The sequence below is a fragment of the Mesorhizobium sp. ISC11 genome (assembly GCF_037162595.1).
Classification (GTDB): Bacteria; Pseudomonadota; Alphaproteobacteria; order Rhizobiales; family Rhizobiaceae; genus Mesorhizobium; species Mesorhizobium ciceri.
Map to the genome: position 1 here is coordinate 1466099 of NZ_JAVSPW010000001.1, position 13021 is coordinate 1479119.

General features: G+C 63.0%; 17 protein-coding genes. 12 read left to right on the forward strand and 5 right to left on the reverse strand.

Annotation, left to right across the window (positions count from 1 at the left end; genetic code table 11):
- Positions 1–98: 98 nt before the first annotated feature.
- Both RPF88_RS07430 and RPF88_RS07435 read left to right on the forward strand, forming a co-directional pair.
- Positions 99–356, forward strand: a complete 258-nt coding sequence (locus RPF88_RS07430) for a PepSY domain-containing protein (protein WP_013531689.1) — start codon at positions 99–101, stop codon at positions 354–356.
- Positions 357–515: 159 nt separating this feature from the next.
- A complete protein-coding gene (locus RPF88_RS07435; protein WP_063167997.1) occupies positions 516–998 on the forward strand; it encodes a hypothetical protein in 483 nt (160 codons plus the stop codon).
- Position 999: 1 nt separating this feature from the next.
- On the opposite strand, the gene RPF88_RS07440 is transcribed toward RPF88_RS07435, so the two are convergent.
- A complete protein-coding gene (locus RPF88_RS07440) occupies positions 1000–2889 on the reverse strand; it encodes a L,D-transpeptidase family protein (RefSeq protein WP_337122075.1) in 1890 nt (629 codons plus the stop codon).
- Between the two features lie 210 nt (positions 2890–3099).
- Positions 3100–3846 (reverse strand): 3-oxoacyl-ACP reductase family protein, encoded by a 747-nt coding sequence (locus RPF88_RS07445; protein ID WP_013531692.1) that lies wholly within the window; start codon positions 3844–3846, stop codon positions 3100–3102.
- Between the two features lie 99 nt (positions 3847–3945).
- Between RPF88_RS07445 and RPF88_RS07450 the strand changes: the two genes are divergently transcribed.
- Together RPF88_RS07450 and RPF88_RS07455 are read left to right on the forward strand one after the other, a co-directional pair.
- Positions 3946–4560: a TetR/AcrR family transcriptional regulator gene (locus RPF88_RS07450; protein ID WP_337122076.1), complete on the forward strand. Its 615-nt coding sequence runs from the start codon at positions 3946–3948 to the stop codon at positions 4558–4560.
- Positions 4561–4615: 55 nt separating this feature from the next.
- On the forward strand, positions 4616–5011 hold the full coding sequence (locus RPF88_RS07455; protein WP_013531694.1) for a rhodanese-like domain-containing protein: 396 nt from the start codon (positions 4616–4618) through the stop codon (positions 5009–5011).
- 13 nt (positions 5012–5024) lie between these two features.
- On the opposite strand, the gene RPF88_RS07460 is transcribed toward RPF88_RS07455, so the two are convergent.
- Positions 5025–5933, reverse strand: coding sequence for an alpha/beta hydrolase (locus RPF88_RS07460; RefSeq protein WP_337122077.1), 909 nt, complete (start codon positions 5931–5933; stop codon positions 5025–5027).
- A gap of 47 nt (positions 5934–5980) precedes the next feature.
- Here RPF88_RS07460 and RPF88_RS07465 point away from each other — a divergent pair, with 47 nt between their 5' ends.
- Positions 5981–6433 (forward strand): MarR family winged helix-turn-helix transcriptional regulator, encoded by a 453-nt coding sequence (locus tag RPF88_RS07465; protein WP_013531696.1) that lies wholly within the window; start codon positions 5981–5983, stop codon positions 6431–6433.
- 18 nt (positions 6434–6451) lie between these two features.
- Here the strand turns inward: RPF88_RS07465 and RPF88_RS07470 are convergent, their stop codons facing one another.
- A complete protein-coding gene (locus tag RPF88_RS07470) occupies positions 6452–7063 on the reverse strand; it encodes a pyridoxamine 5'-phosphate oxidase family protein (protein WP_024503300.1) in 612 nt (203 codons plus the stop codon).
- A gap of 65 nt (positions 7064–7128) precedes the next feature.
- Positions 7129–7482, reverse strand: coding sequence for a gamma-butyrobetaine hydroxylase-like domain-containing protein (locus RPF88_RS07475; protein WP_013531698.1), 354 nt, complete (start codon positions 7480–7482; stop codon positions 7129–7131).
- Positions 7483–7681: 199 nt separating this feature from the next.
- Between RPF88_RS07475 and moaA the strand changes: the two genes are divergently transcribed.
- The 7 genes from moaA to RPF88_RS07510 all read left to right on the forward strand — a co-directional run bounded on the left by moaA (position 7682) and on the right by RPF88_RS07510 (position 12945).
- Positions 7682–8677, forward strand: coding sequence for a GTP 3',8-cyclase MoaA (gene moaA, locus RPF88_RS07480; protein ID WP_013531699.1), 996 nt, complete (start codon positions 7682–7684; stop codon positions 8675–8677).
- 54 nt (positions 8678–8731) lie between these two features.
- Entirely contained in the window at positions 8732–9202 is a 471-nt protein-coding gene (locus RPF88_RS07485) for a hypothetical protein (RefSeq protein WP_337122078.1), read from the forward strand.
- Positions 9203–9321: 119 nt separating this feature from the next.
- A complete protein-coding gene (locus RPF88_RS07490) occupies positions 9322–9681 on the forward strand; it encodes a hypothetical protein (protein WP_337122079.1) in 360 nt (119 codons plus the stop codon).
- 219 nt (positions 9682–9900) lie between these two features.
- The gene (locus RPF88_RS07495) at positions 9901–10821 is read left to right on the forward strand and encodes a DMT family transporter (RefSeq protein ID WP_337122080.1); all 921 of its coding nucleotides are present in this window, start codon (positions 9901–9903) and stop codon (positions 10819–10821) included.
- Positions 10822–10869: 48 nt separating this feature from the next.
- Positions 10870–11496: a molybdenum cofactor guanylyltransferase MobA gene (gene mobA, locus RPF88_RS07500; RefSeq protein ID WP_013531703.1), complete on the forward strand. Its 627-nt coding sequence runs from the start codon at positions 10870–10872 to the stop codon at positions 11494–11496.
- On the forward strand, positions 11493–12002 hold the full coding sequence (gene mobB / locus RPF88_RS07505; RefSeq protein ID WP_024503305.1) for a molybdopterin-guanine dinucleotide biosynthesis protein B: 510 nt from the start codon (positions 11493–11495) through the stop codon (positions 12000–12002). Before mobA ends, mobB begins: the two co-directional genes overlap by 4 nt.
- Before the next feature lie 157 nt (positions 12003–12159).
- Positions 12160–12945 (forward strand): ABC transporter substrate-binding protein, encoded by a 786-nt coding sequence (locus RPF88_RS07510; RefSeq protein ID WP_013531705.1) that lies wholly within the window; start codon positions 12160–12162, stop codon positions 12943–12945.
- The last annotated feature ends 76 nt before the right edge of the window (positions 12946–13021 follow it).

The window sequence follows — 13021 nt, forward strand, 5'->3', positions numbered from 1 at the left end:
GCAGCTGCAAACCGGTGGACTGAATCGGCACGCATTCCACCCGCGGAACAAACCGGTACGCCAGCGAGTTTCTCCCCGACGAAACTTGAGGGAAAGCCATGTCCAGATTTCTGCTGGCGACCAGCGTCGCCGTTCTTTTCGCCGTCGCGCCGGCCTTGGCCGCGGACGACAAGCCGCTGCCGCCGCCCAATGCCAAGAAGCTGTCGGAGATCATCGCCAAGGTCGAGCAGCGCGACGGCTTTCGCTATGTGGACGAGGTCGACTGGGACAGCGGCGCCTACACCGTCACCTATTACACGGCGGACAAGGCGAAGGTCGAAATCACCTACGATCCCGTGACGGCGGAGCCGAAATAGGGACGTTCCGACGCGAATTCGTTCTCGGCTGCGTCACGGGCTCCCGGCGCCAACTTCGGCGAATGCCCTGGCGCGGGCACCTCCCCTTGCGTCAGTCGTGCTTTGATGGCTGACTGTCATTTCCTGGAATAGCTCCGGGCGCCGCATTGGGGGATGGGGATGGGGATGGCGACGGCAAAGCACGTGATGAAGCGCATATTGATGATGTTGGCCGGCTACTTCGTATCGGTGCTGGTCGGCCTGATCGCCGTGGCGGTGATCTATGGCGTGCTCAGTTCCTTGCCCAATGCGCCCAACTATTTCGACGTCATGGGCGTTTCGCCGATCGCGGTGCTGCTGGTGCCGCCGCTCGGCATGTTCGTCTATTTCCTGACGATCGTGGTGACCGCGTTGCAGACGCTGATCTTCGCGCTGATCGCCGAGTTCTTCTCGTTGCGCAATGTCCTGCTGCACATGGTTTTCGGCGCTGGCGCCGCAGTCGGCGGCTTCGCCCTGATCTGGCCGAGCGCACCGGAGGACATGGACCCGGAGCGTTGGGTCGACATCGGCATCATTGCCGCTGCCGGCCTTGTCGCCGGGTTGCTCTATTGGCTGATCGCTGGGCGCGACGCCGGCTTCCGACGGCCACTGTTCGAGCGCTAAATCAACTCGAAGGCGAGCGAACCGCCTCCGTGGCATCCAGGGCCTGCTTCAGCCGCGAGTCGCGGTCGTAGACGTCGCCGAAATATTCGACCTTGCCGGACAGATCGGGCCAGGCGGTGAAATAGGCGACATAGACCGGGATCGTGCGGGTCACGTTCTCGGTCGCGTGGCCGTGCTTCAGCTTCTCGGCGATATAGTCCACGGAGGTGCCAAGCACCGCCGCCGCCATGCCGCGCGGGTCCTGCAGCCGCACGCAGCCATGGCTGAGCGCGCGCATATCGCGCTGGAAGAACGATTTCTGCGGCGTGTCGTGCATGTAGATCGCATGCTTGTTGGGGAACAGGATCTTCAACTCGCCCAGCGCGTTGGCCTCGCTCGGCTGCTGGCGCACGCTGTAGGGGATGTTCGAGCCATAGGCGCCCCAGTTGACCGCCGACGAAGGAATGCGCTTGCCGCGCGAATCCGTCACCTCATAGCCGGACCGGTCGAGATAGCCCGGATCGTTGCGCAATCTCGGCAGCATCTCGTTGACGATGATCGACTGGGGCACGCCCCAATAGGGATGGAAATCGACCTGCTTGATCTGGTCGTAGAAGAAGGAGGTCTGGTTGGTGGTCCGGCCAACGACGACACGCGTCTTGAGCTTTTCCTCGCCATTGTCGATGTAGCTCGCGGTGAAGGCCGGCTGGTTGATGAAGACGCGCGGGCTGCCGAGATCGGAGGGCAGCCAGCGCAGTTCCTCCAGCGCCACTTCCACCTTCAGCAGCTTGTCGGCCTTGGATGTCCCGGCCAGCGACGCGACGGTGCGCGGGCCGATGACGCCGTCGCCCTTCATGCCTGCCTTCTGCTGCACGGCCTTGATGACCGGGACCAGTTCCGGATCATAGACGTCGCTGGTGGCCAGCCTGGACAGGACCTCGCCATAGGCGCCGCCCATCTCGTCATCGAGATTGCGCGCGATCAGGGTCAGCAGCTTCGGCAGTTCGGGGCTGGTTTCGCCCGGCTTCAGCAGCAGTTTGGGGTCGACGACGATTTCGTTTTCCGCACTGGCCTGCAGCGCTTCCAGTTCGACGCGCAGCGCCTGGTATTCCGCATTCTGCGGGTGCCGCGATTCGAGATAGGTGCGCACCTGCTGGGTATGAGCCAGCGTTTTCAGCACGCCTTGCAGATCGAGCGGCTTGGCCGGGAAATCATAATAGCCGGTCATGCGGTTGGGATCGACGCGGCCGTTCTGGGCGTCGTGGGCATAGCGCAGCACACGCGCCGAAAGCGCCATCTCGAAACGGACGAGTTCTTTCAGTTGCGCATTGGCATCGGTCGTCGATGCGCCGGCAGCGGGCACTTCGACCGTATAGTCGGCGGGCGTGAGGCCATAGCTTGAAGCCTCGCCAAGCACCCGCACCGCATCCTGCGCACGGCTGTTGAGGCTGGTTCCGCTTATCCAGATGAAATCCGGATTGGCCGAGTAGTACGCGATCAGCGCCTTGGCGATGTCGGGCTCGGCTAAGAGTTCGTAGTCGCCCAAGCTGGCAACCGCATCACGAAACGCGGCACCCGTAGCCGACGGGACGAAGGCGGCGTCCTGCGGTGTCGCCGGCGCCGGCGTCGCGGCCAATGCCGAGAAGTCGACGCGAACCAGCCGGTCGGCCTTGTAGGTGTAGTAGGACGGGCTGCTGATCTTCACATTGCCGCCGCCGCCACCGGACACTTTCGGCTTTGGCTTGTTCTTCGGTGGCGGGGGCGGAAACTCGCCTTTCGGCGCATGCCTGACGCCGCCGCCGAAAAGCATGTCGAAGAGCCCCTGCGCGCCTGCCTGGGGTACACCGAAAGCCAGCGTCGCCGTGATTGCCATCAGCGGCATCACGGTTGCTTTGTTTCCGAGGAATTTCATGAATCACCCGCTCCGGCCGCAACCGGTTCCCGTTCCGCACGCTCGATCGTCCCGCTCACCGCATGGCGGATGTAAGGCGCGACTATACTGATTCATACCGATTTCGTTAAGCTTTCATAAATTTTGGAAAGCCTGTTGCAGAACGGTTTCACAAGATCGTGACGGCTGGAGCGGAGGGTGGTTCCGCCCCAGCCGGAAATCCCCGCGGGATCAGGCGTTGGCGCCGCCATCGATGGTCAGGGCAGCGCCGGTGACGAAGCGGCCTTCCGGGCCTGCGAGCCAGGCGACCATGCCGGCAATGTCGTCGGCCTTGCCGAAGCGCGGCGTTGCCATCTTCCGGCGCTGATGCTCGGCATGCGGGCCGTCGGCCGGGTTCATGTCGGTGTCGGTCGAACCGGGGTGGACGACATTGGCGGTGATGCCGCGCGGGCCGAGGTCACGCGCCAGCGCCTTGGTCAGGCCGACCAGCGCCGCCTTGCTGGCTGAATAGGCCGTGAGGCTGCCGTCGGTCGCCCGCTCGGCAAGGTTGCTGCCGATCGAGATGATGCTGCCGCCCTCACCCATATGGGCGGCCGCGGCCTTGGAAGCGATGAACGGGGCCCGGAGATTGACCTCCATGGTCTCGTCGAAATCGGCGAGCGACAGCGTGTCGATTGGGGCGGCGCGCCAGATGCCGGCGCTGTTGACCAGGATGTCGAGCCGGCCAAAGGCGGTTACGGCGTCATCGACTGCCTTGTCTAGGGCGACCGCATCGCGGTTGTCGGCCTTGATCGCGATGGCGCGGCCGCCCTTGGCCTCGATCTCGGCGACGACAGCGCGGGCCTGTTCCTCGCCATGCACATAGGTCAGCGCGACGCTGGCGCCATCGGCCGCCAGCCTCCGCGCAATCGCCGCGCCGATGCCGCGACTGCCGCCGGTGACGAGCGCGGCCTTGCCGTTCAATCTGCTGGAAGACATCGAATTCTCCTTTTATGTAATGATCGATACATAAATATCTGTCAGCCTTGCCCGCTGGCGTCAACTGAATTATGTATCGATCAACACAGAAAGAGCGTCATGTCGGAACGAGGCCGTCCCCGCACCTTCGATCGAACCGCGGCCCTGCGTTGCGCGATGCAGGTGTTTTGGGCGCGTGGTTACGAAGGTGCATCGATGAGCGAGCTGACCGCCGCCATGGGCATCAACTCGCCCAGCCTCTACGCTGCCTTCGGCAGCAAGGAGGCGCTGTTCCTGGAGGCGACGGATTTTTACTCGCACACCGAGGGTGCCGACATCTGGCTGGCATTGGACGAGGCTCCGACCGCGCGGCAGGCGATCGAACAATTCCTGTGCCTGACGGCGAAAGCCTATGCGCAGAGCGATCGCCCGCAGGGCTGCCTGATCACGCTGGGCGCACTGCATCAGGATTCGAGCCGCGGCGCCATCTGCGACGATCTGCGCCGCCGTCGTGCCGAAAACCACACCGCCCTGCAAAAACGTCTGGAGCGCGGTATTGCTGAAGGCGAATTGCCGGCGGATTTCGATTCGAATGCCGCTGCGACCTTTTTCGCCACGGTCCAGCACGGCATGTCGATCCAGGCACGCGACGGCGCCTCACACGATGCCCTGCTGGCGACGGTTGCCGGGGCCATGGCTGCCTGGCAGACGTTGGCCGGCGGCAACGCGGCGTGACAAACGCCGGCTGGTGTGCTCGAAATCCGCCAGCAAGGCCGGGAGGGACGAGAGCGTGAAAAAGGGTTATCGCGAGCTGCTGGACGAGGCGAACGCCGTGATCGAGGTGGTTTCGCCGGAGGAAGCGGCCGGGCTGCTCGACGATGAAGACACCATCTTCGTCGATCTGCGCGATCCACGCGAAGTGGAACGCGACGGCCGGATTCCGGGCGCCAAGCATGTCACGCGCGGCATGCTGGAATTCTGGATCGACCCCGAAAGCCCTTACCACAAGCCGTTCTTTGCCTCGGGAAAGAGCTTCGTGTTCTTCTGCGCCGGCGGTTGGCGCTCTGCCCTGGCCACAAAGACGGCGCAGGATATGGGGCTTTCGCCGGTCAAGCACATCCTTGGCGGCTACACTGCCTGGAAGGCCGCCGGACTGCCGGTCGAACCCGGCGAGAAGAAGAAATAATCTCGACCGCCGCTCAATGCAGCAGCAATGGCTCGCGATGCGTCACGAAGCCGACCGCGCGTTCGACCACGCCCTTGTCGGCAAGAATGCGGCGATGGCCAAGCCCGTCGGCCCAGTAGAGCCGCACATGGCCGCCGGCACCGGCATAGCGCCTTGCGTGATCGGCCGAGACTTCGCGGTCGTCCGGCGCGTGGATGACCAGGGTCGGCACCGGTGCCTGGGCGAGCTGGCGGTCGCCGGTGAATTCGTGCAGCGGCCGGCCGGAAAGATGCTCGACCCGGTCCGCCATGGCGGCTTGCGAGCGCGGGCCGACATTCAACATATGACTGAAGTCGGCAAAGATCGCCGGCAGGGAACTTGGCGCCGCGATCAGCACCAGGCGTCCCGCCGCCAGCGGCGGGATGTTCTTGACCGAACCGGCGATGGCATTGGCGGCGACGGCGCCGCCGAAGGAATGGCCAACCGCCGCCACGAACGGGCCGAACCATTCGCCGGCAACCCGCACCGCATCCACCGCATTGACCATGTTCAGGCGCCGGCCCTGCGACTGGCCGTGGCCAGGCAGGTCGAGCGAAACGACCCTGTAGCCGGCGGCGCGATAGCCTTCGATCAAGGCGCGCATATATTCGGTGCGCGAGCGCCAGCCATGGACGACGAGCACCGTGCCGACGGCCGCCCTGCCCGGCTCGGGCCGGAACTCGTGCACCATGACGCAGCCGGTCGCGGTCTTCAGCCGGTGATGACGCGCCTCGGTCATGAACCCCGTCGCACGCTCGACAGCGCGGCGCTCGCCATCGCTGAGCGCCTTGACATTCGGGGTGCGGCAGAACAATTCGAACGCCGCGCGTCCGCTGAGCCGTGGCGCGACACGCTCTGCCGCACCGAACACGCCCCGGATGACCTTCAGCCCGAATGATGCCATAGTGAGAATCCATCCATACGTTCAAGCATGAACATAATAGTTCAAAGATGAACAATAAACAAGAGCTGCCTTGGGACAACCCGCGTTTCCGCAACTGGGTCGCGGTGGCGCGCGCCTGCCATGTGCTGGAGCGCACGCTGGCGGTGAAACTTGCGCCGCTCGATTTGAAGCCGGCGCAGCTCGACGTGCTGATGAACCTCTATCGCCACCCCGGAATGTCGCAGCACGATCTTGCCCGCAAGCTGCTCGTCGGCCGCTCCAACATCACCATGCTGTTGCCGCAGCTGGAAGCGCGTGGCCTGCTGCGCCGCGAAGGCGACGAGAAGGACAAGCGCATCCTGCGGCTCGCGCTCACCGAGGCCGGCGAGGCGCTGCTGATGCAGGCGCTGAAAGTGCATATGGCGCTGATCGAGAAGGCGATGAGCCAGTCGACGCCGGAGCAATGCGACATGATCGGCGAGCAGATGCGCAAGATCTATGATGTGCTGAATGAGGCTTGAGCGCCCTTCAGCCCAACCCTACCACATCGTCTTCTTCGCCCGTTCCGGCCATTCCTTGTCGTAGGTTTCGCCGTCGATGTTCTTGCGGCTGGTGATTTCCAGGATCTGTCCGGGCGTCGGCAGCGACTTCGGCTCGACATGCCTTGCCGGGTTCCAGAGCTCGGAGCGGACGATGGCCCGGGCGCATTGGAAATAGACCGCATCGATGTCGACGACGGTTACCGATCGCGCCGCCTTGCCGTCCACCGCAAATGACGCGCACAGCGCTGTATCCGTTGTGATGTGGGCGCGGCCATTGACGCGCAGCGTCGTGCCGGAGCCCGGCACCAGGAACAGCAGGCCGACGCGTGGGTCGCGAATGATGTTTTTCAGCGAATCGGCGCGGTTGTTGCCGCGTCGGTCCGGCATCATCAGCGTTTTCGGATCATGGATGCGCACGAAGCCGGCGAGATCGCCGCGCGGCGAGCAATCAAGCCCCTCCGGTCCGCTGGTCGCCAGTGCGACAAAGGGCGAGGCTTCGATGAAGGCAGCATATTCGGGAATGATGTGGTCGAGTTCCTTGACCAGCGAGGCCTCGCCTGGAATACCATAGAGTGCCTCGAGCTGCTCGACCGTGGTGATGACGGACATGTTTTCGCCTCCAAACCTTTGCCGGCGCTACCCCAGATCGATGACATCTTCACGACAGCGATGCCCTAGCGGTCCCGGCTCAATCCCTTTTCCGCAAGCTCCGCGAGATAGGCTTCCCAGCGCGCATCCTTCTCGTGGCCGAGCGTATGCAGGTAATTCCAGGTGAAGATGCCGGTGTCGTGGAAATCGTCGAAGGTGATGCGGACGGCGTAGTTGCCGACCGGTTCGATCTTCAGGATCGCCACATTGCGCTTGCCGGGAACCGTCACCCGCTGATCCGGTGAATGGCCCTGCACTTCGGCCGATGGCGAGGCGACGCGCAGCAGTTCCGCCGGCAGTTCGAACGGATGGTGGTCGGGAAAGGTGACGGACAGAAGTTTGCGGTCCTTGGAAACCCTGAGTTCTTTCGGTGCGGTCATGCTGTTCGATCCCGTGTCATCCGCCCTTCCCTACGCCGCTTCGCCAAACGGGAAAAGGTCTGATGAGACCGACCGACATGCGATGTCGGCTGAGAGATGTTACCAAAGATCGAGAGGCGCTATCTTGAACGGCAGGCCGGATCGTATCACATAGCGGTATATAACGAAGCCGTTCACGGCCACGGGAAGCGCTTGAAGCATGGACATGATTGATCCTTTCGGCCGCACGATCAGCTATCTCCGCGTGTCGGTTACCGACCGCTGCGATTTCCGCTGCACCTATTGCATGGCCGAGGACATGGCCTTCCTGCCTAAGAAGGACCTGCTGTCGCTGGAAGAGCTCGACCGGCTGTGCACGGTTTTCATCGAAAAGGGCGTCAGGCGATTGCGGCTGACCGGCGGTGAGCCGCTGGTGCGCAAGAACATCATGCATCTGGTGCGCCAGCTGTCGCGGCATCTCGAAAGCGGCGCGCTGGAAGAACTGACGCTGACCACCAACGGCTCGCAGCTGTCGCGCTTTGCCGCCGAACTCGCCGATTGCGGCGTCAGGCGCATCAACGTCTCGCTCGATACGCTCGATGCCGACAAATTCCACAAGATCACCCGCTGGGGCCATCTCGACAAGGTCATGCAAGGCATCGATGCCGCGCAGGCGGCCGGGCTCAAGGTCAAGCTCAACGCAGTGGCGTTGAAGGATTTCAACGACGCCGAGCTGCCCGAGATGATGCGCTGGGCGCATGGCCGCGGCATGGACCTGACGGTCATCGAAACCATGCCAATGGGCGAGATCGATGCCGACCGCACCGACCAGTATTTGCCGCTGTCGCTGCTGCGCGCGTCGCTCGAACGCCAGTTCACGCTGACCGACATTCCCTTCAAGACCGGCGGCCCGGCGCGCTACGTCCAGGTCGCCGAGACCGGCGGACGGCTCGGCTTCATCACGCCGATGACGCATAATTTCTGTGAGAGCTGCAACCGCGTCCGGCTGACCTGCACCGGCACCCTCTATATGTGTCTCGGCCAGGAAGATGCCGCCGATCTGCGCGCGCCCTTGCGCGCCTCGGAAGGCAACGAGCTGGTCGCCGAAGCAATAGACGAAGCCATCGGCCGCAAGCCCAAGGGCCATGACTTCATCATCGACCGCCGCACCAGCCGCCCATCGGTGTCGCGCCACATGAGCGTCACTGGCGGCTGATCTTTCCGTGAAATTCATGCAATATCGCTTCGGGATCATGACTTCGAGGCGAGCATGCGGCTGCACTCTTCATTCCTGGTCATTGCGACAATGGCAGCAACCAGTGCGGTTGCCGCGCCGTTCACCTATGTGAACGATCGCTTCGGCACTGTCTGCACCTTTCCCGACGACGTCTTCACCGATCGCCAGCCGGAGCCCGACAATGGCGACGGACAGCAATGGCTGAGCGCCGATGGCGCCAGCCTGATCTGCTCGGGCATCCTCAACGTCGACGACGACACGCCGAAAGGCTTTGTCGCGGCGGAGAAGGCGAGCAAGGAGCCGGGCGACAAGATCACCTACAGCAAGGCCGGAAAGGACTGGGCCGTGCTGTCGGGCCTGAGGGATGGAAAGATATTCTACGAGCGACGTCTGTTTGGGAAAGACGGTATCATCCGTACGGTCTGGGTCGACTACCCGCCGGCGCTGAAGTCGAAATACGATCCGCTGGTCGGCGCCATCGCCGGCAGTCTCAAGGGGCCATGACGGTTTCGGACCACACCCCAGAAAAAGTCTTGTTCGCGAACCGCAGCCGGATTTACGGCCAGTCTGTTCCAGCCTAGCCTTCCCCTGGAAGCTGCTCTTCGCTCACAGGGGGATACACCATGCGCAAACTCGTTCTTTCTCTGGCACTGCTTGGCCTCGCGGCCGTGCCCGCGGCGGCGCAGTCGATCGGCGGCACCTATACGGTCGCCGGCACCAACTTCGACGGCTCGGCCTATGGCGGCGAAGCCACCATCACGCTGACCAGCGGGACGACCTGCGCGATCCATTGGGAAACTGGTGGCTCATCTTCCGACGGCATCTGCATGCGCAACGATGATGCCTTCTCCGCCGGCTATGTCATGGGCAAGGACATTGGCCTGGTCGTCTACAAGGTGGCGGCGGACGGTTCGCTGCACGGTCTTTGGACGATCGCCGGCAAGGAAGGCAATGGCACCGAGGTGCTTACGCCGAAGAAGTAAGTTCGCCATCGCAGGCGATATTCAGGGCCACAAACAAGGCTGTGGCCCAGTCCTTTGCTGTTGCTGTTTCATGCCCGACTGTTACAGGCTTGCTGCCTAAAGCGCGTCGCGTTTGAACGGATTCAGCCACGCGCTTCAGGTCTTTGTTCCTTATGCATGTCGTTTCTCCAAACTGAGGTCACTTTTGGGCGATATGTATTAGCACAACCGGTAGCCGTCTTGCCCCTGTCTCCAAATCTTCGCGGCGCGTTGTTCATGATGGTGGCGATGGCCGGCTTCACCCTCAACGACGCCATCACCAAATACTCGTCGCAATCGATGAACATGGCGCAGGTCATGTTGATCCGTGGGGCTTTCGCTTCGCTTTTCGTCGGCCTGCTGGCCTGGCAGCGCGGCGCTCTCGCCCGCCCGGGCTCGATGCTGCAGCCTCTGGTCGCCTTGCGCGTGATCAGCGAGGCCGGCGCAACGGTGAGTTTCCTCGTCGCCCTCGCCCATCTGCCGATCGCCAATGTTTCGGCGGTGCTGCAGGCGCTGCCGCTGGCGGTGACGATGGGAGCGGCACTTGTCTTTGGCGAGACTGTCGGCTGGCGGCGTTGGCTGGCCATCGCCATCGGATTTGCCGGCGTGCTGATCATCGTGCGGCCGGGCTTCGAAGGGTTCAGCGTCTACTCGCTGTCGGCGCTGGCCAGCGTCGCCTGCTGCGCGGTGCGCGATCTCGCCACCAAGCGGATCCCCAAGGCCATTCCGACATTGCTGGTGTCGACCGCGACCGCGCTTGCCATGACCATCGTCGGCGCGGCGCTGTTGCCGGCAATGGGCGGCTGGACGCCGATGACGGGCAACAGCACGGCCCGGCTGGCCCTGGCTGCTGTGCTGGTGATTATCGGCTACCAGTTCATCATCATGGCGATGCGGGCGGGCGACATCTCCTTCATCGCGCCGTTCCGCTACACGGCCCTGATCTGGTCGATCCTGCTTGGCCTGTTCATCTTCGCGGACATTCCCGATCTGCCGATGATCGTCGGCGCCACCATCATCATCGGCTCCGGCCTCTATGCGCTCTACCGCGAGCGGGTCGTCGGCCGGCGCAAGATCGTCGCCGAAAGCACGGGGCCAAGCATGGTTCCGGACGGAATCTAGCCAGATCATTCTTGTGATTTCCGACGGCTGGCGTACAGGCTTCGTGGCATGAAGCGAGACATTGCGGGGATTGTTCTGGCCGGTGGCCAGTCGAGGCGGATGGGCGGCGGCGACAAGAGCCTGTTGCCGCTTGGCGATGGCTGCCTGCTTGACCAGGTCGTGTCGCGCTTCGCCCCGCAAATAGAATCGATGGCGCTCAGCGCCAATGGCGACCCTGCACGATTCCTGCGCTTTGGACTGCCGGTGCTTGCCGACAGCGTGCCCGGCTTTGCCGGTCCGCTCGCCGGAATCCTGACCGGCCTCGAATGGGCCGCGGCCAACAGGTCTTGCAAGGCGATCGTCAGCGCTGCCGGCGACACGCCTTTCCTGCCGTTGGACCTTGTCGAGCGTCTGGCAGGGGCCGCCGATCAAAGCCCCGGTTCTATTGCCGTTGCCCGCTCGGCCGGCAAGCGGCATCCGACCTTCGCGCTTTGGCCGATCGGCTGCCGCGATGCCTTGCGGCACTTTCTGGTCGATGAAGATATCAGGCGGGTTTCGGCTTTCATCGACCGGCACGGTTTTGTCGAGGTGGAGTTCCCGGTTCCGCCATCGGCGGGGATCGACCCTTTCTTCAACATCAATGAACCGGACGATCTTGTGTCTGCCGAGCGTCTGTTGCAGAGCATCAAGCCATGAACAGACGCGTCTTCGGCATCACCGGCTGGAAGAATTCCGGCAAGACGACTTTGACCGAGAGGTTGGTCAGCGAATTGGTCCGGCGCGGCTGGAAGGTGTCGACGGTGAAACATGCCCACCATGACTTCGACATCGACAAACCTGGCGCGGACAGCTTTCGCCACCGGCAGGCCGGCGCCACCGAAGTCGCGATCGTCTCCGGCGTTCGCTGGGCACTGATGCACGAGCTGCGCGGCGAGGATGAGCCGACATTGGAGACTGTCCTGTCGCGGCTTGCCCCTTGCGACCTCGTGCTGGTCGAGGGCTACAAGCGCGAAGCCCACAGCAAGATCGAAACCCGCCGGCTGGATGCGAAGGACCGCACGCCGCTTTCGGCGGAGGATCCCAACATCGTCGCTGTCGCCGCCGATTTTGCCATTGAAGGCGAGCTGCTGCCGGTATTCGATCTCGACGATGCAAAATCGATAGCCGACTTCATCGAGCGCACCACCGGGCTCGTTGCTTGAGCGCTGACGCAACGGCAGAATAGCCTTGCCCATTTTTATGGTTTTGCAGTTGCTTTTTTCTTGGAAAGAGTGGGAGTATCGCGCCAGCGGGCGGTCAAAAGCACCGCCCCACAGAGCCGTTCGGAACGACGGCCGGGACCATAAAGAGAGGACCATCATGCGTATTTCACTGCGTATCGCGCTTGCCGCATCGGCCGCGCTGCTGACGCTCGGCGTCGCCCAGGCCCAGGAAAAGACCCTGAGGATCGGCACCGAAGGCGCCTACCCGCCCTTCAACAACCTTACCGCCGATGGCCAGCTCGTGGGCTTCGATATCGACATCGCCAAGGCGCTTTGTGATGAGATGAAGGTCAAGTGCACCTTCGTCGCCCAGGATTGGGACGGCATCATTCCAGCCCTCCAGGCCGGTAAATTCGACGCCATCGTCGCCTCGATGTCGATCACGCCGGAGCGCAAGGAGAAGGTCGACTTCTCGAACAAATACTACAACACGCCCTCGGCGATCGCCGTGCCGAAGGACAGCACGCTGAAAGGCGTGACCAAGGAAGATCTCGCCGGCAAGACCATCGGCGTCGCCACCACCACCACGCATTTCAACTATGCCTCGAAGACCTACACCGACAGCACCGTGAAGGGCTATCCGAGCAGCCCCGAGGAGCAGGCCGATCTTGCCAATGGTCGTCTCGACGCCATCGAGGACGATATCGTCGTGCTGCAGCAGTTTCTGGACTCGCCTGACGGCGCCTGCTGCAAGATCCTCGGCCAACCTTCGCCGCAGCCGGTCGAGATTTTCGGGCCTGGTGCCGGCATTGCCGTACGCAAGGGCGAAACTGACCTGGTCAACAAGCTCAATTCGGCCATCGCCGCCATTCGCGCCAATGGAAAATACAAGGAAATCAACGACAAGTATTTCAAGTTCGACGTCTACGGCGCAGAGTCCTGATAAGCCAGTTCAAGACGGCGGGGAATTTCCCCGCCGTCTTTCTATTCGTCTTGGGAATGCCGTGGGGATAAGACCG

What these genes read in the sequence shown, in the direction of transcription:
- RPF88_RS07430 (WP_013531689.1), top strand. Translation starts at nt 99, where the DNA reads ATGTCCAGATTTCTGCTGGCGACCAGCGTCGCCGTTCTTTTCGCCGTC.
- RPF88_RS07435 (WP_063167997.1), top strand. Translation starts at nt 516, where the DNA reads ATGGGGATGGCGACGGCAAAGCACGTGATGAAGCGCATATTGATGATG.
- RPF88_RS07440 (WP_337122075.1), bottom strand. Translation starts at nt 2,889, where the DNA reads ATGAAATTCCTCGGAAACAAAGCAACCGTGATGCCGCTGATGGCAATC.
- RPF88_RS07445 (WP_013531692.1), bottom strand. Translation starts at nt 3,846, where the DNA reads ATGTCTTCCAGCAGATTGAACGGCAAGGCCGCGCTCGTCACCGGCGGC.
- RPF88_RS07450 (WP_337122076.1), top strand. Translation starts at nt 3,946, where the DNA reads ATGTCGGAACGAGGCCGTCCCCGCACCTTCGATCGAACCGCGGCCCTG.
- RPF88_RS07460 (WP_337122077.1), bottom strand. Translation starts at nt 5,933, where the DNA reads ATGGCATCATTCGGGCTGAAGGTCATCCGGGGCGTGTTCGGTGCGGCA.
- RPF88_RS07465 (WP_013531696.1), top strand. Translation starts at nt 5,981, where the DNA reads ATGAACAATAAACAAGAGCTGCCTTGGGACAACCCGCGTTTCCGCAAC.
- RPF88_RS07470 (WP_024503300.1), bottom strand. Translation starts at nt 7,063, where the DNA reads ATGTCCGTCATCACCACGGTCGAGCAGCTCGAGGCACTCTATGGTATT.
- RPF88_RS07475 (WP_013531698.1), bottom strand. Translation starts at nt 7,482, where the DNA reads ATGACCGCACCGAAAGAACTCAGGGTTTCCAAGGACCGCAAACTTCTG.
- moaA (WP_013531699.1), top strand. Translation starts at nt 7,682, where the DNA reads ATGGACATGATTGATCCTTTCGGCCGCACGATCAGCTATCTCCGCGTG.
- RPF88_RS07485 (WP_337122078.1), top strand. Translation starts at nt 8,732, where the DNA reads ATGCGGCTGCACTCTTCATTCCTGGTCATTGCGACAATGGCAGCAACC.
- RPF88_RS07490 (WP_337122079.1), top strand. Translation starts at nt 9,322, where the DNA reads ATGCGCAAACTCGTTCTTTCTCTGGCACTGCTTGGCCTCGCGGCCGTG.
- mobA (WP_013531703.1), top strand. Translation starts at nt 10,870, where the DNA reads ATGAAGCGAGACATTGCGGGGATTGTTCTGGCCGGTGGCCAGTCGAGG.
- mobB (WP_024503305.1), top strand. Translation starts at nt 11,493, where the DNA reads ATGAACAGACGCGTCTTCGGCATCACCGGCTGGAAGAATTCCGGCAAG.
- RPF88_RS07510 (WP_013531705.1), top strand. Translation starts at nt 12,160, where the DNA reads ATGCGTATTTCACTGCGTATCGCGCTTGCCGCATCGGCCGCGCTGCTG.